This window comes from Paenibacillus sp. FSL W8-1187 (genome assembly GCF_037965485.1).
Classification (GTDB): domain Bacteria; phylum Bacillota; class Bacilli; order Paenibacillales; family Paenibacillaceae; genus Paenibacillus_O; species Paenibacillus_O pasadenensis.
This window is the reverse complement of record NZ_CP150181.1, coordinates 602,362-624,239: the sequence shown is the minus strand read 5'-3', so window position 1 is coordinate 624,239 and position 21,878 is coordinate 602,362. Positions and strand designations below refer to the sequence as shown.

Below are 21,878 nucleotides of genomic sequence, written 5' to 3'. Positions count from 1 at the left end.
ACGGCTTTTGCGCGGGGAAAGGGGCGGCGCGGCTCTCGCGGCGCTCTGCGCCGTGCGAGATGCCGGGAGATGGACCGCTCTCGCTTAGGCGGGCGGCAAGAAAAACGGGACGAAGCCGTCATCGACGGCCTCGTCCCGTTTTTTTGGGGGGAAAAGGATTTCTTCGAACTCCCCGGCAACCGACGGCGGAGCTTCTCCGTGCCATATTTGCCACTGAGGAGAGCTATTCCTCGCCGGCCGAGCTACACCCGCGGCGGCTGCATGCCGAAGCCCGCCCAATCCTCCAGCACCGGTCCATACAGATCGACCGGGCGCAAGCCGGCCTGGCGCATGAGCACGGACAGCTGGCCGCGATGATGCACTTCATGCTGGATCAGAATTCTCAGCGTGAGCGAATTGGACCACGGCTCCCCGTACATGTCATGCCGCGTCGCAAGATCGCCGTCCCTCCACTGCTCCCGCACCGCATCGGCGATGCTGCTCGCCGAGCGCTCGTACGCCGCGGCGATGTCCGCCGACGACGCCGGCACCTCCTCTTCCCGCCCCGGCTCCGCGAGCCGCAGCCCCGTGCGCGTCAGCATCTCGTACGGGCTGAACGCGATATGCCAGGCCAGCCGCCCCAGATTCCGTCCCTCTTCCCAAACGGGCTGCGTCAGAGAAGCGTCCGTCAGGGCTTGCAGCATCCGCAGCGTCCCCTTCGACTCCAACGTCCATTCCTCTACGAATTCATCAACGGTCTTGAACATTTCATTTCATCCTCCCGGAGATCGATTCCGGCCGCGCCTCCCTGCGAAGCAAAGAGATGCCGCTAGCCTCTCCGAGCATAACCCGCTTCCGCTGACAGCTGCCTGTCAGCGGCGGCCTGCTCCCGCTCGCCGGCAACGCCGTACAGGCGCGCGACCGCCTCCGCCTCGGCCCGGACGGCCTCGGCCAGCTCCGGCGGCGACAGCACGCGAGCGCCCGTGCCGAAGCCGAGCAGCCATGCGACCAGCCAAGGCTCGTCGGGCTGCCGCGACTCCACGAGCAGCGCGCCGCCCGGCCGCTCCTCCATCCGGATCACGCTGTCGAGCGTGCCGAAGTAATCTTCGGCACGGGTCCGCGATTGCCGTTCGAAGAGCACCGCGATGTCCTTCACGCGATGCCCTCCCTCCATGCCCGAGCCGAACCAGGCGAGCGACTCCTCGTCGCCTGGATCCTCCCGGCGCACGAACGTCTCTGCGCCCGCCTCCAGCTCGCGCGCCCGCGACAGGCGGAACAGCCTCCAATCCTGCCGCGTCCGGCAGAAGCCGTGCATATACCAGACGTAGCCCTTGAGCACGAGCCGGTACGGCTCGCAGCTGCGCTCCGTCCGCTGTCCGCCGGCATCCGTATAGGCGAAGCGGACGACGCGCCGCTCGCGGATCGCTTGCCGGAGCGTGGCGACCTTATCCTTTTCCCGCGCGCCGCCTCCCCACGGGTTGAAGTCGATGACCATCTCCTCGGACGCGCCGCCGATCCGCTCCCGGTCCGCGGAGGACAGCATCGCCCCGACCTTGTCGAGCAGCCGGGAGATGTCCCGGTCCTCGAGCGTGGAGGAGATGCCTTTGAGGGCGACGACGAGCGCCTGCAGCTCCTCCATCGTCAGAAACTGCCTCTCCAGCCGGTATCCCTCCATGATCTCGTAGCCTCCGCCCTCTCCGGCGTACGAGACGATCGGAATGCCGGCCAGGCTGAGCGTCTCCATGTCGCGATAGACGGTGCGCAGCGACACTTCAAAGCGCTCGGCCAGCTCCTTGGCGCCGATCCGCTTCCGCCCCAGCATGAGCATCGTAATCGCAAGCAGGCGGTCCAGCTTCATCGCGCCCATCCTCCCTCGTTTTCGTCCAGACTGAGTTCCTGCGGCTATCGTACCCTGCCCGGCCTCCGCCATCAAGGGCGCTATTGCGAAATAGAAGGAGGAACGAACTGGATCCGGATCTGCGAAGGACCCGTGCGCTCCAGCACCCGGTACCCGCCGGAAGCGGCCGTCGCCGTGCCCCCCGCGGCAGGCCGGCACCAGCCATCCGGCTCGCAGGTGCCGTCGTCGCGCACGAGCAGCTTGCCCATCAGGCCGACGGCGACCCATTCCGGCCGCATCCGCCTGGATTCGTAAAGGCGCGACGGATCCCAATCCGGGTTCAGCTTCGGCACCGTCCGGGTCGAAGCCGGCTGCAGCAGCCGGCCGTTTTCGTCCAAGCGCTCCGGCACCAGCAAGTCCTCATACAGGACCCGGCCCCACTCGTCGCGTTGATAAGCCCCTTGCCAGCGCAGCTCGGCCGCATCGCCGACGATCGCCGGCGAGCCGCTCACGATGCCGAGCACATAGGTGTCCGCGGCTTCCGCCTTGCGGATCTTCATCCCTGCCAGCGTCACAAAGCACCCCGGCTCGAGCGCCGCCCCGTCCGCCGTCTCGTACATCTCCGCGTAATCGGCCCCGCCGGTATTGTAGGTGCCGTCGATATACATGTTGCCCGTGCTGCCTTGAAGCACGGCGGCCAAGCCCGGCGCCGCCTCATTGGCGCCGTTGGCGACATGCCAGGAGTACGGGTAAAGCGTCGAGCCGTACTGGCCCATGATATGGGAGTTGTAATGCCCCGCCAGCACCGTCGTCGACTCGCCTTCCGCATGGGAACCGGAAGAGGCGGCTGTCGTATTCAGTCCTTCGGCATGGCTGGCAAAGGCGGACGCCGCCGTATTGACGCCTTCCGTATGCGAGCCGAATTGGCTCGACACCGTGTTGCTCCCTTCTGCATGCGAGGCGTATCCCTGCGCGGTGTTGTTGAAGCCTTCCGCATGGGAGTATTCGCCCGAAGCCGTCGCGCTGCCTCCTTCCGCATGGGACACGCCGCCGGTGGCCTGGCTGTAGTAGCCTTCCGCATGCGAATACAGGCCGGATGCCGTCGTATAGCCGCCCTCGGCATGGGCGACGACTCCGGTAGCGAGCGATTGGAAGCCCTCCGCATGCGAATAGCTTCCTTGCGACTGCGTCTGGTACCCTTCCGCATGCGAGTAGTTGCCCGCTGCGATCGAGCCGCCGCCCTCCGCATGGGAGGTCAGTCCGGTCGCCTGCGAGCCGTTGCCTTCCGCATGGGAGAAGTCTCCTTCCGCCTGCGTCGCCGTCCCCTCCGCATGAGACGCCTCGCCGATCGCCGCCGTGCCGTCGCCCTCGGCGTGCGAGGCGACTCCGGCCGCGTTGGTCAGGATGCCTTCCGCATGAGCCGCCGTATTGCCCGCCGTCGTCTCGAAGCCTTCCGCATGGGATGCCGAGCCGCCCGCCGTCGTCGTCGAGCCCTCCGCGTGGGAGCTGTCCGCCGCCGCTTCGGTCATGTAGCCCTCGGCATGCGAGGTCGCTCCAAGCGCCCGCGTCGCCTCCCCCTCGGCATGGGAAGACGCTCCGACCGCCGTCGTCAGACTGCCCTCCGCGTGCGCCGCATCCGCTTCCGCGATCGAGCGGAAGCCTTCCGCATGGGACGCCGAGCCGGCCGCGACCGTCGTCGAGCCTTCGGCATGAGCGCTGTCCGCCGTCGCTTCCGTCAAATAGCCCTCCGCATGGGAGCCCGTGCCGAAAGCCGCCGTCAAATGGCCCTCGGCATGCGAGGCGATGCCTGGAGCCGACGTGCCCGAGCCTTCGGAGTGCGAGGCTCCTCCGGATGCGCTCGTCTGGCTGCCTTCCGCATGCGACGCGTCCGAGCTCGCCGTCGTACGGAAGCCCTCCGCGTGCGAGGCGGAGCCTTGGGCGACCGTGCCCGAGCCTTCCGCGTGCGAGCTGTCGCCGATCGCCTCCGCGAGGTAGCCTTCCGCATGGCTGCCGCTCCCTTGGGCGAGCGTCTCGATTCCTTCCGCATGGGAAGCGAATCCGAGGCTGTTCGTCGCCGAGCCTTCCGCCGTGGAGCAGGGACCGGCCGCATTTCTCTGACAATCCATGATCCTTCCTCCCGTTCTATGAATCTCGTATTGGTCAAGCTTGTTCACTTTATTCATCCAATCGGATTTCGTCCGGGCGGCGCGGCAACGACCCATTGGAAAGAGGCTGGTCACTCGCGATGGGGAATGCTATGCTGGCACTATCCGTCCCACGAGGAGGCGAACGACATGCTCCCGGCAATCAGCGACCGGCAAGGGATGATCGAATTCTCGTACCGCTCGACCTACCCGGTCTTGCCGGATTTCCATTCCCATACCCATTATGAAATCTACTATTTTCATGAAGGCGACTGCACCTACCTGATCGGCAACCGGATCTACCGGCTGGAGCCGGGCGACATGCTGCTCATGTACGGGATGACGCTGCATCGGCCGAAGGTTTCCGGTCCTGCGCCGTACGTGCGCAGCTTCATCCACTTCGATCCCGAGCCGCTGCGAGCCGCCGAGCCGCCGTCCGCCCATACCGGCCTGCCCGGCTCGGTGCCGCTGCTGCAGCCGTTCGAGGAGCTCCGCAATTACCGGCTGCAGCTGCGGGGCGAGCTGCGGGCCGAGGCCGAGGAGCTGCTGCTGCGCATGCATCGGCATCAAGGGGAGGAAGGCGCGGTCGCCGCGCGGCGGCTGCGTCTGGCGTTCGAAGACCTGCTCTGCTTCGTCTACGAGCGCTGTCGCGAGCCGCTGCGCCTCGGGGCGGGCGGGGGAGGGCGCGGCTCCCGCGACAAGGAGGCGATCGCCCAGGAGGCGATGGATTACGTCGAGCGGCATCTGAGCGAGGAGCTGGAGCTCGGCGGCATCGCCAGCGAGCTCCATGTGAGCCGCTCCTACTTGTCGCGCACATTCAAGGAAGTGACCGGCGTGGCGCTGTTCGACTATATTTACCGGCAGCGCATCAACCAGGCGCGCATCCGCTTCCTGCTGGAGCCGGACGCCTCCGTCACCGACGTCGGCTATGCGGTCGGCTTCAAGCATCCCGCCCACTTCAGCCGCTTGTTCAAGCGCCTGATGGGCGTGTCGCCCGACCGGTATCGGCGGGGGATGTGACGGCTGTCGATTCGCGTCAGATATGATCACATAGACCTATTCTAAAATCAAGACTAACAGCCCATTTCTTTTTTAAGAAACGGGCGTTTTTTCGCTTTTATTTGAAAACGAGCAAGAAAATAAATCATTGTAGTAAAGCATCACCGCAATTATCGGGTAAAGTTTCAGCGTATAGACGCATAAAACACATCTGTTTTTCCCCAATTTCTGCTAGACAAGCCCAATTTGTCAGAGTATTCTTAGATTACTTTGTTGAAAGATGACAGAATTATCGACCGTCAATGTTATTTAAGCTGTCATCTCAACAACGCCCTCATCCTTTTACAGAAAGAAGGTCCTTGCTTGCACAATTCGAAACGCAAAGCCATCTCCAAGGCGCTGTCGGCCACGCTGACCGCAGCGCTCGTGTTGACGCCGTTCGCGTCGACCGCAGCAGCGGCCGAGCCGGCCGTGACGCCGGGCATCCTCGCCGGCAGCCTGTCCAAAGGCCTGCAGCCGCTCATCTCTCCTCGCCTCGACACGACCTCCTCCGAACGGATCAAGGTCATCGTCCAGCTCGACGGAGCTTCCATCTCCGAAGGCAAATACGCCGCGAAAATGGGCGTCAAGTCCCTGAGCGCCGAAGCGACCGAGGCCAGCATCAGCGGGCAGCAGTCCCGCTTCATCTCCCAGGCGCAGAAGCTCGGCATCTCCCTGGACGTTTCGTACCAGTTCGACACCGTGCTGAACGGCATGGAAATCGAGCTCCCGGCCAATCAGATTCCGAAGCTCGCCTCCCTCTCCGGCGTCAAGTCGGTCTATGAGAACCGGACCTTCTACTCCATTCCGGATACGAGCCCGACTCCGCTCGGCGCGGACCCGGCCGACTGCAAGTGCGACATCAGCCCGCTGACCCAGATCGGCGCTCCCGATGCCTGGGCCAAAGGCATCACCGGCAAAGGCATCAAGGTCGGCGTCATCGACACCGGCGTCGACTACCTGCATCCGGACCTGAAGGACGCCTATGCAGGCGGCCACGATTCCTATTTCAACGATGACGACCCGTACGAGGAAATCCCGGACGCCAAGAGCGGCAACACTGGCACCTCGCACGGCACACATGTGTCCGGCACGATTGCTTCCCGCGAAGCGAACGAGACCGAGTACTCGCAAAAAGGCGTCGCGTACGAGTCGGAGCTGCATGTGTACAAGGTGCTCGGCTTCAACTATGAGACGGGCCGCTCCTCCGGCTCCTCCGCGCAGGTCATCGACGGCATCGAGCATGCGGTCGAGGACGGCATGGACGTCATCAACCTGTCGCTCGGCTCCGACGATGCCAAGGACGCGTTCACGCCGGATGCGATCGCGCTCAACAACGCCGTGCTCGCCGGCGTCGTCGCAGTCGTAGCCAACGGCAACAACGCCGAGGATTCGGAGCAGCACTTCTATTCGATGGGCTCCCCGGCGTCGAGCCAGCTGTCCATCTCCGTCGGCGCGGCGACGAGCCCGAGCGCTACATACGGCGCGGAAGTGACGGCATCCGTCTACCGCAAGGACAGCCTGGAGACGGTGACCGGCTCCGTGTATGATCTTGACCTGCCGATCGTCTCCTGGATGATCAAGCACAACGACTTCGCATCCGATATCGGCACCGGACCTCAGGAAGCGATCTACGTGAATCTGGGCGCCGAAAAAGATTATAAAGACAAGGATGTCAAGGACAAGATCGTCCTCGTCTCCCGCGGCTCGACGACGTTTGTGGACAAGTTCCTCCAGGCCCGCAAGCATGGAGCCAAGGCGGTCGTCATTTTCAACGGCAAAGATGACTTGAAAGGCAATGCGGACCTGAGCGAATCGATTCCGGACCGCGACGGCGAGATCGGCAACTTCTACGGCGACGGCTTCACCGTTCCGGTGCTCGATCTGGACGGCAAGACCGGCCGCGCTCTGGCACGCTTCGCGACCGCGAGCGGCAACTCCAACGTTTGGTTCGACTTCGCCAAGTACACGTCCGAGCAGGACCCCGGCGACCGCATGGCGGGCTTCAGCTCGCGCGGACCGAACGCCGACGGCATCCTCGGCATCAAGCCGGACGTCGTCGCTCCGGGCGTCGCGGTCATGTCCACCTGGCCGGCCTACGGCAAGGGCATCCCGGGCGCGTCCTATGACGAAGCGTACAGCCGCAGCAGCGGCACGAGCATGGCGACGCCACACGTAGCCGGCCTGGCGGCTCTGCTGCAGCAGGCTCATCCGGAGTGGACGCCGTTCGACATCCGCGCGGCGCTGGCCAACACCGCCGATCCGATCTCCGACGAGGACGGCATCCGCTATGACGTCTATTCCCAAGGCGCAGGCCGCGTCAACGTCGCCAAGGCGCTGGAAACTCCGGCCCTGCTGCAGACCGTCGAGCAGCTGACGCTGTACGACGTGAACATGAATCCGGTGCCGACGACCAACTACGGCGACAACGCCAGCTTCGGCGTCATGGCCGCCGGCAGCGCGGAGAAGTCCATCACGCTGCAGCTCAACAACGTGTCGGACAAAGCTCTTACCTACACGGCTTCCTACGAGCTGCACACGAGCGTGACGTCCGATCCGGCAAACCCGATCGCCACGCCGGATACGAGCAAGATCCAAGTCTCCTTCGGCGGACTGACCGGCCAGACCGTGACGGCCAACGCCTACAGCAAGCAGCCGTTCAGCCTGAGCGTCAAGCCGGCAGCCGATGCGGAGGCGGGCGTCTACGAAGGCTCGGTCGTGCTGAAATCGGCCGGCCATCCGGATCTGCACATTCCGTTCGTCGTCCATGTCGGCGACAAGACGCCGGACACGGGCTACGGCATCCAGGACGTAGCGCTTACCTCGCGCCAGCTGTCTCCGAACGGCGACGGCGTGAATGACAGCATCGAGCTGAGCTTCCGCCTGGCTGCGGAAGGCATGAACTATTACGAGGTCGCCATCTCCGACATCAATGACGATACGATCGGCTATCTCAACGTCACGGACGCCACCGGCTCTGCCAAGGCGTTGGAGAAGAAGACGTACAAGCACAGCTTCAACGGCATCTATTCGCTCGATGCGGATTATGAGGACGTAGACGGAGCGCTCAAGGACGGCTCCTACGCGTTCACGATCGTCGCGGCGAAAATTGCAAACGGCAAAGTCGCCGCGCAAACGCTCGGCTACATTCCATTCTCCGTCGTAAACAGCAACTACAGCACCGGCGGCGGCGGCGGAGGCTTCCCAGGCCCGATCGTCGCTCCGTCCCCGACTCCGACTCCGGCGCCTGCGGCAGCCGGCGAGGCGCTGAAAGCCATCGCAGCCCAAGGGCTGGCGCAGACGACCGTGAAGAGCACGACCGCCTCGGAAAGCGCAGCGACCGTCACGACGGTCACCTACGCCGACCTGCAAGCGGCGATCGGCACCGGCAGCGTCAAGCTGGCGCTCGTCGTAAACGCGGCGGCCGAATCCGGCAAAGCATCCAAGCTGAGCCTGCCGGCCGATCAACTCCAGCTGCTCGGCACGGCTCCGGCCGGCAGCGCGCTTTACCTGAACACCGGCAAGGAATCGCTTGAGCTGCCTCTGTCCGTGCTCGCCTCCGTGCCGGCCGGCAGCGGACTGGAGCTGATCATCCGCTCCGCCGCGGATGAAGCGTCCAAGTTCTCCGGCGCGACCGTGCTCGGCACGCCAGTCGCCTTCGAGGCGAACGTCGTGAGCGCGAGCGGCTCCGTTCCACTGAACGTTCCGTCCAAAACGTTCCTGAAGCGCAGCTTCACGCTGGACAAAGGCGTTTCCGCCGAAAAAGCGGGCGTGCTGTTCCTCGCGGGCGGCAAGCAAGCTCCGGCTCCAGCCGTATTCACGACGCACGAGGACGGCACGACGACCGTCGTCGTCAGCCGCCCTGGCTTCTCCACCTACGCTGCGGCAAGCGGCGGCGCGGCCTTCACCGACATCGCCGGCTCGTGGGCTCAGTCCCGCATCCAGTCGCTGTCCGACAAGCTGCTGCTGAACGGCACCGCTGCCGGAGCCTTCACGCCGAAAGCGAGCGTGACCCGCGCCGAATTCGCAGCGATGCTGACGCGCGGCCTCGGCCTCACGACGACGTCCAAAGCTCCGTTCACCGACCTCGCCTCCGGCGCCTGGTATACGGATGCCGTCAGCGCGGCCTATGCGGCCGGCCTGATCAATGGCTACGCCGACGGCACGTTCCGTCCGAACGGCATCATCAGCCGCCAGGAGCTGGCCGTCATGCTGGCCAAAGCGGCCGACCTGGCCGGAGCCAAGTCGGATAGCGGCAAGTTCACGACCTACAGCGACGCCGGCAAGTTCGGCGCGTTCGCCAAGGACAGCATCGCTGCCGTCACGGCATCCGGACTGATGGAAGGCTCCGCAGGCGCCTTCGATCCGCTCGGCTCGACGACGCGCGAAGCGGCGGCGACCGTGCTGCACAAGCTGCTGAGCGGCGCCAAGCTGATCTAGCTTCCCCTCGCGGCCGCGAGGCGCTCCCCCGCTCTCCGGCCGCAGCTCCCGAAAGGCACCAGGATCCGACACTAGGTCCTGGTGCTTTTCTCTTTCATTCTCGTCTATGGTACTTCTTTCTCACTTATTCGACATTTATCTGATTATTCTGATCCTTAAGCGCCATTTCTTCCAAAGGAGGCAGGAGGCGCCCGTCATGCGGCGAATTCAAAGCAACCGCAAATCCATCCGGAAAGAAGGGAAATCATGGTCAAGAAAGGCTACAAAATCAACTTCATCGCGGCCGCGCTGGCGGCATCGCTGCTGCTGCCCGGCGGCACGTACGCTTCCCCAGCCGCAACCGGCGGCGAGCTGGCCGAATCCGGCTCCGCCACGGCCGCCTCGCAGGCGCTGCTTCAGAGCCGCCTGCAGCAAGGGCTGGCGCCGTCCGGCGCCGCTCTCGCCCCGTCGCTCGCGCGGGGGCTAGCCACAGCCGACACGACGCCGGCGCTCATCTCGCCGAGCCTCGACACAAAATCCTCGGCGCGCGTCAAAGTCATCCTGCAGCTCGAAGGAGCCGCGGTCGCGGAAGCCGAGTTCGCCGCCCGCCAAGGGCTCGCGCCGGCCGCTGCGGTGACGCCCTCGGAGGTCGACGCCGAGCAGGAGGCGCTGCTCGCGGCCGCCCGCCAGCGCGGCCTGTCGCTGAAGGTCACCTATCGCTACGACACCGTGCTGAACGGCATGGAGGTCGAGCTGCCGGCGAACCAGATTCCTCTGCTCGCCCTGCTCCCCGGCGTCAAGTCGATCCATGAGAACCTGACGTACTCCGCCATTCCGGCGGAGACCGTCTCGCCGACGGCCCTCTCCTCCGAGTGCAAATGCGACATCGACCCGCTGAAGCAGCTCGGCGTGCCGGAAGCTTGGGCCGCAGGTCTGACGGGCCGCGGGCTCAAGGTCGGCGTCATCGACACCGGCGTCGACTACCTGCATCCCGATCTGGCCGGCGCGTACAAGGGCGGACACGACTCGTACTTCAACACCGACGACCCCTATGAGGAAATCCCGAACGCCGCCACCGGCAACCCGGGCACCTCGCACGGGACGCATGTCTCGGGCACGATCGTCGGCCGCGCGGCAGCGGACTCGGACGTCGTGCAAAAAGGCGTCGCCTACGAGGCCGAGCTGCACGCCTACAAGGTGCTCGGCTACAACGCCGAGACGGGCCGCTCGTCCGGCTCCTCGGCGCAGGTCATCGACGGCATCGAGCGCGCGGTGAAGGACGGCATGGACGTCATCAACCTGTCGCTCGGCGCCGACGAAGTCAAGGACCCGTTCTCCCCGGACGCGATCGCGGTCAACAATGCCGTGCTCGCCGGCGTCATCGCCGTCGTGGCGAACGGCAACGCCGCGGACGAGGGACGCTACTACTACTCGATGGGCTCGCCGGCGTCGAGCCAGCTGGCCATCTCCGTCGGCGCGGCGAGCAGCCCGAGCAGCCATTACGCGGCTACCGTCAGCGCGACCGTCTACAGCCGCACCGTCACCGACGTCGCTTACGGCGGCCTCGACTATGGCCTGAGCGCCATGGGCTGGCGCACCGGAGCGGAGGACTTCGCGTCGATCATCGGCACGGAGCCGGTCGAGGCGGTCTATGCCGGGCTCGGCGCGGAGAGCGACTACGAGGGACTCGACGCCGCCGGCAAGATCGTGCTCGTCTCGCGCGGCTCGCTCGCCTTCGTCGACAAGGCGGCCATCGCCAAGGAGCACGGCGCCAAGGCGCTGATCATCTTCAACGGGCTGAACGCCGGCGCGGCGGCCAACCTGAGCGAGTCGATCCCTGGACGCGACGGCTTCATCGGTCCGGTCGGCTTTTTCGGAGACAGCTTCGCCTATCTCCCGACGTTCGATATGGAAGGCGCCCCGGGCCGGGAGCTTGCCCGCATCGTGCTGGCGCATCCGGAGGCGGCGTTCACGCTGCAGTTCGGCGCCGACTATCCGCTCACGGTCGAGCCGGGCGACCGCATGGCGAGCTTCAGCTCGCGCGGGCCGGCCTCCGACGGCAAGCTCGGCATCAAGCCGGACGTCACCGCTCCGGGCGTGAACATCCTTTCGACCTGGCCGGCCTACGGCAAAGCAAATCCCGATGCCTCGTACGACGAGGCGTACAACCGCATCAGCGGCACGAGCATGGCGTCGCCGCATACGGCGGGCCTGGCGCTGCTGCTGCGCCAGCAGCATCCCGAGTGGACGCCGATGGACATCCGCGCCGCGCTCGCGAATACGGCGGATGCGATCTTTGACGAGTCGGGCACGCTCTATGACGTCTACTCGCAGGGCGGAGGCCGCGCCAATATCGCCCAGGCGATCCGGACTCCGGCGGTGCTGCAGACGGTCGAGCCGCTCCAGCTGCTGGACGGCGATCTCCATCCGCTGGACGTGACGAACTTCGGCAGCAGCTACAGCTTCGGCGTCGTGCCGGCCGGAGCGGCTGCTCCGTCGGCTCCGCTGCGCGTCAAAAACACCTCCGGCTCCGCGGTAACCTACGCCGCCTCGGTCGAGCTGCACCCGTCCGTCACCTCCGACCCGGCGAATCCGATCGAGACGCCGGACGTGTCCAAGCTGACCGTCTCGCTGGACGGACTGTCCGGCGGCGGCGTGACCGCTCCAGCCGGAGGCACGGCAAGCTTTTCCCTGACCGCCTCCGTCGCGGACGATGCGGCCGAGGGCGCCTATGAAGGCTCCGTCGTGCTGACCGCTCCGGGACTGCCGACGCTGCGCCTCCCGTTCGCGCTGCATGTCGGCGACCGGCTGCCGGACAACGGCTTCGGCATCCAGGACCTGACGCTGTCCAGCCCGATCCTCTCGCCGGACGGCGACGGGGTGAACGATACGATCGACGCGAGCTTCACGCTCCATGCCGATGGCGTCAACCTCATCGATCTGGAAGTGTACGACGTGAACGACGATTACATCGGCATGCTGTTCCTCGCCGATGCGGGCATCGGAAGCTCCTTCCCTGCCGGCCGGTATACGGTGAGCGGCCTAGACGAGATGTATTATGACAGCTATGACGAGGACGGCCTGCCGATCTACAAGAAGCTGCCGGAAGGCACGTACACGCTCTACGTCGTCGCCACCGAGATCAACGCCAACAGGCAGCTTGTGAACCAGTACTTCACGACCAGGTCGATGGCCGTCGCCTACAACAAGACGGAGCTCGGCCTCGTCGCGAACGCCAAGGAGGCGTTCCAGGCCAACATCGTCAACACGACGGCCGTCGGCAAGCCGGTGTTGGAGCTGCCGGTCCGCCAAGGCGTCACGTACGCGGTGACGGGCAGCGACAAGCCGCAGCTGATCGCGGCGGACGGCGTGCTGGCCGCTCGTCCCAAGACGGACGACACCGTGACGCTGACCGTCACGATCGCCTCGGCCGCGGTGCCGACGATCCGCGACATCGTCCAGGTGCCGGTCGCGCTGAAGGGCGTGCCGGCCGAGCTCGGCGAGCGCGCCTTGAAAGGCGTGCTGCGCCCGTCCCAGACGAAGCTGCAGCTGAAGTCCTCCGTCTCCGCTGACGGTCTCGTCACCGTGACGGATGCCGACATTGCCGCCGCGCTCAAGGGCGCGAAAAAACCGCTCGCGCTCGTCGTCGGCGGCTCCTGGCTGGAGGACGGCGGAGCGGTCCGCCTGTCGCTGAGCGCCTCGCAGGCGGCGGCGCTCGCCAAAGCTCCGCTCGGCAGCTCGATCGCGCTGAACGCGGGCCGGGCGGCCGCCGAGCTGCCGCTGTACCTGCTCGCCTCGCTGCCCAAGGGCGCGGGCGCCGAGCTCGCCATCCGCGACGCAGCCGATCAGGCCGCGGCATTCGCGGCGGCTCGCCCGGGCACGACGCTGCTCGGGACGCCGGTGGCGTTCGAGCTCGGCTCGGTCGCCAGCGCGGGGGCGGCGCCGAAGCCGCTGCCGATTCCGGCCAGCGCGTTCGTGCGGCATGCGTTCGTGCTGGACGCCGGCAGCGACGCCTCCAAGGCCGGCGCGCTGTACCGGTACGGCAGCCAGGCGCTGCCGGCTCCGTCGACGTTCGCGGCCAACGCGGACGGGACGACGACCGTCACCGTCTCGCATCCCGGCTATGCCGTCTACTCGGCCGCCAAGCGGACGGCCGCCTTCACCGACATCGGCGGCTCGCCGTACAAGGCAAGCATCCAGCGGCTGGCCGACAAGCTGCTGATCGACGGCACGTCGGAGACGAAGTTCTCGCCCAAGACGCGCCTGACGCTCGCCCAGTTCGACGACCTGATCAGCCGCGCATTCGGCTTGCCTCCTGTGGACGGCGACACGTTCGCCGGGTCCGTCTCAGCGAGCGGCGCCGGAGCGGCGTTCTCGCCGCTGAACGCGGACGCCCGGGCGATCGCCTCCGGCTCCGGCCTGCTCGGCGGAACTGCATCCGCGGGCTCTAGCCTCGGCGGGCTGGCCGGCAAGTGGTACACGAGCGTGCCGATCATCAGCCGCGAGGCTGCCGCCGGCGTCATCGAGCAGCTGCTGCTCGCCGCGAAGCTGATTTGACCGCCGGCGCTCGGAGCACCTGCGCCTGCGCGGCAACGTCTTTTCACCTGGAATGAATAAAGGAAGCGCCCTGCCGGTCGGCAGGGCGCTTTTCCGCGTCTTGGAGGATACGCGCGCGGCGGATGAATCCAGGTCCGTTTCTTCCCCTCGTTTCCAGGCCGCCGCTTCCCGCCTGCAACATTTATCGTTAAGTTGGGAATATTTTCGCTTGAGCCATCGTTCTGCATCGCCTACTATAGATAAGTTGCCCTATTATAAGTAAAGAAACGGAGAGATGACTTCAAGTGGAGCAACCGCACCCGACCCCCTCAGCCAAACCCGGCCTCCGCCGAGGCCTTAAAACGCGGCATATGACGATGATCTCGCTCGGCGGCTCGATCGGCACCGGGCTGTTCCTCGCCAGCGGCGGCGCGATCCATAGCGCCGGACCCGGCGGAGCGCTGCTCGCCTACGGCCTCATCGGCCTCATGGTGTACTTCCTCATGACGAGCCTGGGCGAAATGGCGACGCATATGCCGGTGTCCGGCACGTTCAGCACCTATGCGAGCCGCTTCGTCGAGCCGAGCTTCGGCTTCGCCATCGGCTGGAACTACTGGTACAACTGGGCGATCACGCTCGCCGCCGAGCTGGCCGCAGCGACGCTCATCCTGAAATACTGGCTGCCCGGCAGCAGCTCGCTGCTCTGGTCCGCGCTGTTCCTCGCCCTGCTCGTCGGTCTGAACCTGCTGTCGGTGCGAGCCTACGGCGAGTCGGAGTTCTGGTTCGCGATGATCAAGATCGTCACCGTCATCGTCTTCATCGCCGTCGGCCTGCTCATGGTCGTCGGCATCTGGCGCGGCGACGGCATGGGCGGCGACGGCTTCGCCAACCTGACCGGCAACCCGTTCCCGATGGGCATGCTGGCCGTGCTCGGCGTCTTCATGGCCGCCGGCTTCTCGTTCCAGGGAACCGAGCTCGTCGGCGTCGCCGCCGGCGAAAGCGAGGACCCGAAGCGCAGCGTGCCGCGCGCGATCCGCACGATCTTCTGGCGCATCCTGCTGTTCTACATGCTGGCGATCCTCGTCATCGGCCTGCTCATTCCCTACACGACGGAGGAGCTGGCGAGCAGCGACATCTCGCAGAGCCCGTTCACGATCGTCTTCGAAAAAGCCGGCCTCAGCATCGCGGCGTCCGTCATGAACGCCGTCATTCTGACCTCGGTGCTCTCCGCCGGCAACTCCGGCCTCTACGCCAGCACGCGCATGCTTTATACGCTCGCCAAAGAAGGCAAGGCTCCGCGCTGGCTCGCCGGCGTGAACGGACGCGGCGTGCCGGTGCCGGCGCTGCTCGTGACGGGCGCGTTCGGCCTGCTCGCCTTCCTCGCCTCGTTCTTCGGGGACGGCGTCGTCTACGTCTGGCTGCTGAACGCCTCCGGCATGACCGGCTTCATCGTCTGGATGGGCATCGCGATCAGCCACTACCGGTTCCGCCGCGCCTGGTCGGCTCAGGGCCGCTCGCTGGACGAGCTGACCTACCGCGCCAAGTGGTTCCCGCTCGGCCCGCTGCTGGCGATGGGGCTGTGCGCCGTCGTCATCGGCGGCCAGTTCGTCGGCGGCCTCTCGGACGGCCGGGTCGACTGGGCGTACATCGTCGCCTCCTACTTCGGCCTGCCGCTGTTCCTCGCCATCTGGCTCGGCCACAAGTGGAAGCATCGCACGAAGCTGCGCCCGCTGCAGGAGTGCCGGCTGGACCCGGAGGAGTAGCCGCTTTCGCCGGCGCTGCTTGCTAGCATGCGGCGTCGGCGGTCGAGGAGCGTGCGCCCGGACTGGCTCGCCACTGCTTTTCCCGTGCTGCCTCAACCGACAGACTCGCCTCAAGAGGCAAAAAGCGTCCAATCCACTTCGCAAGTGGATTGGACGCTTTTTCTATAGGCTTCTTCAGCGTTCTCGCGCTGTCCCGGTCGGATGCCAGTCCCGTTCCAAGGAAGGGTTTGCTCCGCTCAACAGCTGGATTCTTCTCGCCAGCGCTGCCGGGTTGCCTGCAACCCGACTTTTTCGGCTTGCAGCCCTCGAACCGCACTCATGTTCGCCTGCAACCCGACTTTTTCGGCTTGCAGCCCTCGAACCGCGATCACGTTCGCCTGCAACCCGACTTTTTCGGCTTGCAGCCCTCAAACCGCGATCACGTTCGCCTGCAACCCGACTTTTTCGGCTTGCAGCCTCGCAGAATGCTCCAGCCCTCGCCCCTGCCTCAGCGGTTGTCGATCTTCTCCGGGTACAGGTCCAGGTTCATCATGCGGTGCTCCGCCATCTGCTCGTACTTCGTGCCCGGGCGGCCCCAGTTGCAGTACGGGTCGATGGAGATGCCGCCGCGCGGCGTGAACTTGCCCCACACCTCGATGAACTTCGGCTGCATGAGCGCGATCAGGTCGTTCATGATGATGTTCATGCAGTCCTCGTGGAAGTCCCCGTGGTTGCGGAAGCTGAACAGATACAGCTTGAGCGACTTGCTCTCGACCATCAGTTCGTCCGGGATGTAGGCGATAGTGATCGTCGCGAAGTCCGGCTGGCCCGTCATCGGGCACAGGCTCGTGAATTCCGGGCAGTTGAACTTGACGCGGTAATCGCGCCCCGGATGCTTGTTGACGAAGCTCTCCAGCACCTGCGGCGCGTACGTCATCGGATACTGCGTGCCCTGGTTGCCGAGCAGCGTGACGCCGCTCAGCTCCTCCTTGCTTCTTCCTTGCTCGATCTCGCTCATTCGTTCCTTCTCCTTTGTCGTCGAAAATAATCCTGCGCCCCGCGCCGCGAGAAGGCCCATCTCGGGCATTCCCTCCCGCTCGCCGCCACCCTCGGCACAGCCGTTCTGCCGCATTGTGGAAGCCGGGCCTTTGCCCCTATAATGAAGGGAACTATGTCCGCAAGGAGCGCGTCCCATGAAAATCCGATTCGCCGCCGCCGCGGCTCTTGCCGTCATCGTGCTGTGCGTCGTCGTCTTCACGATGCCGCCGGCCGAATCCTACCAGGACCCCGATACATTCTGGCATATCGAGGTCGGAGGCCAGGTGCTGGACACCGGCCAAGTCCCGCACACCGCCATCCATACGTTCTGGGGCGACGACAAGCTGCCCTACGTCCCGCATGAGATCGGCTTCCAGGTCGTCATCGCCTGGCTGTACCGCGCCTTCGGCTGGGCCGGCACCTACCTGCTGACCGCCTCCTGCCTGCTGCTGCTGGCGCTCGGCCTCTACCGCATGATGCTCGTCTCGCGGCGCGAGCTCGGCCTGGACTCGCGCGGCCGCGAGGCGATTTTGACGTTGCTGCTGCTGCCGGTGCTGTGGGGCATCTACGACATCTATTTCACGACGAGGCCGCAGATGATCTCGGCGTTCCTCATCGTCTGGTTCTTCGTGTTCCTGCGCGAGTTCCAGCTGCGGCCGGCCGCCCGCTACATGGTGCTGCTGCCGCTGCTTTCGCTGCTGATCGCGAACTTCCACTCCGGCGTCTGGCCCGTCATCGTCGTGTTCCTGGGGATGGCGCTGCTGGAGGCGCTCGTGACGCGCCGGCTGCTCCGCCGCCGCGTCGGCTGGCGCTGGCTCGTCGTCGCGCTATCCGTGCTCGGGGCTGGCTTCCTCAATCCCGGCGGAGCGAAGAGCATCCTGTTCATCCTCACCGTCACGCAGGACAACTTCAACCTGCTCATCAACGAGTGGAAGGCGATCCAGTTCAACAGCATGGGCAACCTGACCGCGACGCTCATGCTGCTGTCGTTCGTCGCGCTGCTGCCATTCAGCGTGAAAAAGCGGTTTTTCCGCTTCGAGTTCATGCTCGGCATCTTTTTCCTCGGCGTGTCGAACTACAAGTACCACCTGTTCCTGTGGCTGTTCGTCCTGTACTTCGCCGCCGTCGTCATCGAGGACGTGCCGGGACTGCGCCGCTTCCGCCTGCGCGTCGGGATCGCTCCGCTGGCCGCCGGGCTCGCCGTCGGGCTGGCGGTGAACGCCGTGTACAACTTCCAGCATGTGCCGTTGCCCAATTCGTTCAAGTACCCGGTCAAGGAGATGGACTACATCCTCTCCGACTTCGAGGGCCCGGGACGGCCGAAGGTCATGACGCTGTACGGCTCGTCCGGCTATGTCATGTTCCGCGGCGGCGACGTGCTCTCGGACGGGCGGCAGGATCCGTTCATCACGGACGCTACCAAGACCGTGTTCGGCTGGACCGCGTTCGAGCAGTCGATGCACGGCTTCCCCGTCTACGTGACCGATCTGGCCAAGGCCAACGATCCCGACTACATCATCGTCACCCGCAAGAACGGCTCCAGCGTGTTCTACCGCACCTGGGTCAAGGACTACGGCTCGCCCGTCAAGTCGGGCGACTTCGGCTACGTGTTCCGAGTGTCGGACAAAAAGGAGCCTTCCGCTTAGCGGGAGGCTTTTTGCCGCGCCGCGGGCGGCAGGGCGCCGCCCTACACACGTTTTTTCCGCGCGCAGGGGCCGGGTTCCCTCCGTTCAAGGCACTCTACTCCCTCAGCGCCCCGATTCGCCTCGTTCCCACGATTCAAGGCACTCTCGACTCCCTCAGCGCCCCGGTTCGCCTCGTCCTCTCGATTCAAGGCACTCTCGACTCCCTCGTTGCGCCGATTCGCCTCGTCCTCGCGATTCAAGGCACTCTCGACTCCCTCGACTCGCCGATTCGCCTCGTTCCCTCGATACAAGGCACTCTCGACTCCCTCGACTCGCCGATTCGCCTCGTCCCCTCGATTCAAGGAACTCTCGACTCCCTCGTCGCGCCGATTCGCCTCGTCCTCTCGATTCAAGGCACTCTCGACTCCCTCGACTCGCCAATTCGCCTCGTTCCCTCGATTCAAGGCACTCTCGACTCCCTCGGCGTGCCGATTCGCCTCGTTCCCTCGATTCAAGGCACTCTCGACTCCCTCGTTGCGCCGATTCGCCTCTTCCTCTCGATTCAAGGCACTCTCGACTCCCTCGCCTTGCCGATTCGCCTCGTTCCCGCGATTCAAGGCACTCTCGACTCCCTCAGCGCGCCGATTCGCCTCGTCCTCGCGATTCAAGGCACTCTCGACTCCCTCAGCGCGCCGGAGCCGTCTCACACGCCGCGCTTGTTGCCCCACAGCCAAGCGTGGAGCTGAGGCAGCACGCGTACGTGCCGCCAGTCCGGGTCGGCCATGACGGCATCGACCAGACGCTCGTAGCGCGCCGCCAGATGCTCGCGCAGCGCGGCCGGGTCCGGCTCGTCGAGCCGGTCGTTGCCAGCCTGGAGGAACATCGACACCGCCGGAAAGCGGCGATGGACCTCCTTGGCGTAGGCAAGGTCGCTTCCTTGCCGGCTCGCTCCGTTCGCCTCGACAGCCAGCCTTGCTCCGCCTGTCTCGCTCGCTGCGCTTGTCCCGGCTGCCGATCCCGCCTCGCTCGCCGGCTCCTCCATGACGACGACCTTCAGGCTCGGCGACCGACCTGCCGCTGCGAGCCGCTCCACGATCTCGTCCAGCCGCGCCCAGTCGGTCGCCATGCCCGAGCTTGGCGGCTTCGGCGACAGCGTCAGCTCGTCGACGTCCAGGAACCAGTCCTGCCAGCGGCTGCCCTGCGTCTCGAGCGCGATGATCGTGCCGCCGCTCCGCAGCAGCACGATCAGCCCGCCGAGCTGCGGCAGCAGCGCCGGGTTGCCGCCCGAGAGCGTGACATGCCCCGGCCACTCGCCGCCGGACAGTGCCTTCAGCTCCTCGAGCACATCCTCCGGCTCCAGCCAGCGGATGTCGTCCTTGGCGCTGCCGTCCCAGGTGAACGCCGAGTCGCACCAGGAGCAGCTGTAGTCGCAGCCGGCGGTGCGGACGAAGCAGGTTTTGACGCCGATCACCATGCCCTCGCCCTGCACCGTCGGGCCGAACGTCTCCAGCACGGGGATGCGGGTGCGCCGCTCAGCCATGAGCGGCCTCCGGGCGATAGATCACATAGCTCGACGGCGTCTCCCGCAGGAACACCTGCAGGCAGCGCGCTCCGTTGCCGCGACGGTCGAGCTCCTCCTGCACGAGCTGCCAGACGGTGCGGGCGACGACCTCCGTCGTCGGGAACCGCTCCGGATCCAGCGCCGAATCGGCAATCGCCGCACTGCCCTGCCAAGCCGCGTCCGCCTTGCCGTGCCGGACCGCGCCAGACGCGGCTCCTTGCTCACCCGCCGCTTCCACAGCTGCAGCCCGCTCGGCCCAAGCGCCTCGCGCCGCGTCCGCCTTGCCGTGCCGCATCGCTTCCGCCGCCTTGCTGCCTTGCACCACCGCTTCCGCCGCCTCGCCTCCATTCGGCAGCCGCGCCGGACCGCCGAACAGCTCGTCCTCGTTGAGCAGCCGATGGTCGAACCGGTCCTGCACCAGCTTCTTGATCTCCGAGAAGTTCACGAGGAAGCCGCACTCGTCCAGCCGGTCGCCGCCGACGGTGACGTTGCAATAGTAGGTGTGCCCGTGCACGCGGCTGCAGCGGCCCGCCGCCTCGGCCGGAATGTAATGCGCCGCCGCGAAATGAAACTCCTTGTTCAGCTCGTAGCGGAACGGATGCGCGGGCGCCGGATAGATCGCATGCATCATCCTCGCGCCGCCTCCTTCGCTCCGCGCCGAGCCATGTACTTGTCCAGTCCCGCGCGCCGCAGCTTGCAGGCCGGGCATTCTCCGCAGCCGTCGGCCGGGATGCCGTTGTAGCAGGTGAGCGTACGCTCCCGTACGAACTCGAACGCGCCGAGCCGGTCGGCCAGCTCCCAGGTCTGCTCCTTGTCGAGCCACATGAGCGGCGTCTCGATGACGAACGTCTCGTCCATCGCCAGATTCAGCGAGACGTTCAGCGACTGGATGAACACGTTGCGGCAGTCGGGATACCCGCTGAAATCCGTCTCGCAGACGCCGGTGACGATCGTCTTGGCGCCGACGCCTTGCGCAAGCACCGCCGCGAACGACAGGAACAGCAGGTTGCGGCCCGGCACGAACGTATTCGGCAGCCCGCCCTCCTCCGCGGCGTCCGCCACGGCGACGTCGCTGCGCGTCAGCGAGCTCGGGGCGAGCTGCCCGAGCAGGCTCATGTCCAGCACATGGTGCCGGACGCCGAGCTCCGCGGCGATGGATGCCGCGCACTCCAGCTCCAGCGCATGGCGCTGCCCGTAGCGAAACGTCACCGCCTCCACTTCCTCATACCTTTGCAGCGCCCAAAACAGGCAGGTCGTGCTGTCCTGGCCTCCGCTGAACACGACGACCGCCTTGCCTTTCCGCTTATCGAGGGAGCCTCCCTCAAGCCTGTCCACCATCGTTATCCTTCTCCTCTCCTGACCGACCGAACCGGCAGAGAGAGCCAAGCGATTCTCCAATTCCTTCTTCCGCGCGCGGACAAAGAAAACGGCGGGCAGCCCGCCCCTTGCCTCGCAAGGAACGGCTGTCCGCCGAACGCAAAACACACGGATCCCCGACGGAATCGTGTGCTTGTAGTTTTTTATAGAGGGAGTTCGCGAACCTCTCCCGGCACTTCCGGCCCCATAAGGCCGCGCCGGACTTTACTCTTCGGTTGTCCCCACCAGCATAGCACAGCGCGCGGCCGCTGGCTACCGTCCGGCCTGCACCGGAGCGGGAGCGCCCCGACCCACGCTCCGCTGCCCGTCCGCTTCTCCTCCCGACCCGCCTTCGCTCCCCGTCCGCCGCTCCCTCACGCTTCGCTCCCCCACTCTCCGCTCCCTCTCCTCGTCCACTTCGCTTCTCATCCGTCCCTCCACGCCCGCCTCCATATCCGCCCCACGCCCCGACCCACGCTCCGCGTCCCTCCCGCTTCTCCCCGCCCGCAAAGCCCCTGCCGCGTACCGCCCTCGCACCCGCCCCGCTCCACGCCCGTCCTCCCGGTATGCTATAATGAGCGGCATTCGAGCATAGCGCGGAAG

13 protein-coding genes and 1 riboswitch are annotated in these 21,878 nt (G+C 65.8%); of the genes, 5 read left to right on the top strand and 8 right to left on the bottom strand.

Annotation, left to right across the window (positions count from 1 at the left end):
• Window positions 1–242: 242 nt before the first annotated feature.
• The 3 genes from NYE40_RS02740 to NYE40_RS02730 all read right to left on the bottom strand — a co-directional run bounded on the left by NYE40_RS02740 (window position 243) and on the right by NYE40_RS02730 (window position 3,942).
• Complete coding sequence (locus NYE40_RS02740; RefSeq protein WP_028597976.1) at window positions 243–746, bottom strand: DinB family protein; 504 nt, start codon at window positions 744–746, stop codon at window positions 243–245.
• A 62-nt stretch (window positions 747–808) separates the two neighbouring features.
• Window positions 809–1,837, bottom strand: a complete 1,029-nt coding sequence (locus NYE40_RS02735; RefSeq protein ID WP_240478963.1) for a YafY family protein — start codon at window positions 1,835–1,837, stop codon at window positions 809–811.
• Window positions 1,838–1,917: 80 nt separating this feature from the next.
• The gene (locus tag NYE40_RS02730; protein ID WP_052333039.1) at window positions 1,918–3,942 is read right to left on the bottom strand and encodes a peptidase G2 autoproteolytic cleavage domain-containing protein; all 2,025 of its coding nucleotides are present in this window, start codon (window positions 3,940–3,942) and stop codon (window positions 1,918–1,920) included.
• Between the two features lie 168 nt (window positions 3,943–4,110).
• Between NYE40_RS02730 and NYE40_RS02725 the strand changes: the two genes are divergently transcribed.
• The 4 genes from NYE40_RS02725 (at window position 4,111) to NYE40_RS02710 (ending at window position 15,716) form a co-directional block, all read left to right on the top strand.
• Window positions 4,111–4,980, top strand: a complete 870-nt coding sequence (locus NYE40_RS02725; RefSeq protein WP_028597978.1) for an AraC family transcriptional regulator — start codon at window positions 4,111–4,113, stop codon at window positions 4,978–4,980.
• A gap of 342 nt (window positions 4,981–5,322) precedes the next feature.
• The gene (locus tag NYE40_RS02720) at window positions 5,323–9,438 is read left to right on the top strand and encodes a S8 family serine peptidase (protein ID WP_101808456.1); all 4,116 of its coding nucleotides are present in this window, start codon (window positions 5,323–5,325) and stop codon (window positions 9,436–9,438) included.
• 246 nt (window positions 9,439–9,684) lie between these two features.
• The gene (locus tag NYE40_RS02715; RefSeq protein ID WP_339279270.1) at window positions 9,685–13,974 is read left to right on the top strand and encodes a S8 family serine peptidase; all 4,290 of its coding nucleotides are present in this window, start codon (window positions 9,685–9,687) and stop codon (window positions 13,972–13,974) included.
• A 350-nt stretch (window positions 13,975–14,324) separates the two neighbouring features.
• Complete coding sequence (locus NYE40_RS02710; protein ID WP_101808454.1) at window positions 14,325–15,716, top strand: amino acid permease; 1,392 nt, start codon at window positions 14,325–14,327, stop codon at window positions 15,714–15,716.
• Window positions 15,717–16,203: 487 nt separating this feature from the next.
• Here NYE40_RS02710 and queF read toward each other — a convergent pair whose 3' ends face one another.
• Window positions 16,204–16,713 carry a preQ(1) synthase gene (gene queF, locus NYE40_RS02705; RefSeq protein ID WP_339279269.1) on the bottom strand — a complete coding sequence of 170 codons (510 nt, stop codon included), beginning with the start codon at window positions 16,711–16,713 and terminating at the stop codon, window positions 16,204–16,206.
• Window positions 16,714–16,888: 175 nt separating this feature from the next.
• Between queF and NYE40_RS02700 the strand changes: the two genes are divergently transcribed.
• Complete coding sequence (locus NYE40_RS02700) at window positions 16,889–18,379, top strand: hypothetical protein (RefSeq protein ID WP_339279268.1); 1,491 nt, start codon at window positions 16,889–16,891, stop codon at window positions 18,377–18,379.
• A gap of 682 nt (window positions 18,380–19,061) precedes the next feature.
• Here the strand turns inward: NYE40_RS02700 and queE are convergent.
• From queE to NYE40_RS02680, 4 genes are all read right to left on the bottom strand, one after another.
• Window positions 19,062–19,898, bottom strand: coding sequence for a 7-carboxy-7-deazaguanine synthase QueE (gene queE / locus NYE40_RS02695; RefSeq protein WP_339279267.1), 837 nt, complete (start codon window positions 19,896–19,898; stop codon window positions 19,062–19,064).
• Window positions 19,891–20,550 (bottom strand): 6-carboxytetrahydropterin synthase, encoded by a 660-nt coding sequence (locus tag NYE40_RS02690; protein ID WP_028597985.1) that lies wholly within the window; start codon window positions 20,548–20,550, stop codon window positions 19,891–19,893. The genes queE and NYE40_RS02690 overlap by 8 nt, the downstream gene beginning before the upstream one ends.
• Window positions 20,547–21,257, bottom strand: a complete 711-nt coding sequence (queC, locus tag NYE40_RS02685) for a 7-cyano-7-deazaguanine synthase QueC (RefSeq protein ID WP_052333041.1) — start codon at window positions 21,255–21,257, stop codon at window positions 20,547–20,549. The genes NYE40_RS02690 and queC overlap by 4 nt, the downstream gene beginning before the upstream one ends.
• A 168-nt stretch (window positions 21,258–21,425) precedes the next feature.
• Window positions 21,426–21,469, bottom strand: a riboswitch (PreQ1 riboswitch).
• A 79-nt stretch (window positions 21,470–21,548) separates the two neighbouring features.
• Window positions 21,549–21,704, bottom strand: coding sequence for a hypothetical protein (locus NYE40_RS02680; RefSeq protein WP_156876690.1), 156 nt, complete (start codon window positions 21,702–21,704; stop codon window positions 21,549–21,551).
• Between the last annotated feature and the right edge of the window lie 174 nt (window positions 21,705–21,878).

Coding starts and splice junctions, on each gene's coding strand:
- NYE40_RS02740 (WP_028597976.1), bottom strand. CDS start 746: ATGTTCAAGACCGTTGATGAATTCGTAGAGGAATGGACGTTGGAGTCG.
- NYE40_RS02735 (WP_240478963.1), bottom strand. CDS start 1,837: ATGAAGCTGGACCGCCTGCTTGCGATTACGATGCTCATGCTGGGGCGG.
- NYE40_RS02730 (WP_052333039.1), bottom strand. CDS start 3,942: ATGGATTGTCAGAGAAATGCGGCCGGTCCCTGCTCCACGGCGGAAGGC.
- NYE40_RS02725 (WP_028597978.1), top strand. CDS start 4,111: ATGCTCCCGGCAATCAGCGACCGGCAAGGGATGATCGAATTCTCGTAC.
- NYE40_RS02715 (WP_339279270.1), top strand. CDS start 9,685: ATGGTCAAGAAAGGCTACAAAATCAACTTCATCGCGGCCGCGCTGGCG.
- NYE40_RS02710 (WP_101808454.1), top strand. CDS start 14,325: ATGACGATGATCTCGCTCGGCGGCTCGATCGGCACCGGGCTGTTCCTC.
- queF (WP_339279269.1), bottom strand. CDS start 16,713: ATGAGCGAGATCGAGCAAGGAAGAAGCAAGGAGGAGCTGAGCGGCGTC.
- NYE40_RS02700 (WP_339279268.1), top strand. CDS start 16,889: ATGAAAATCCGATTCGCCGCCGCCGCGGCTCTTGCCGTCATCGTGCTG.
- queE (WP_339279267.1), bottom strand. CDS start 19,898: ATGGCTGAGCGGCGCACCCGCATCCCCGTGCTGGAGACGTTCGGCCCG.
- NYE40_RS02690 (WP_028597985.1), bottom strand. CDS start 20,550: ATGATGCATGCGATCTATCCGGCGCCCGCGCATCCGTTCCGCTACGAG.
- queC (WP_052333041.1), bottom strand. CDS start 21,257: ATGGTGGACAGGCTTGAGGGAGGCTCCCTCGATAAGCGGAAAGGCAAG.
- NYE40_RS02680 (WP_156876690.1), bottom strand. CDS start 21,704: ATGAGAAGCGAAGTGGACGAGGAGAGGGAGCGGAGAGTGGGGGAGCGA.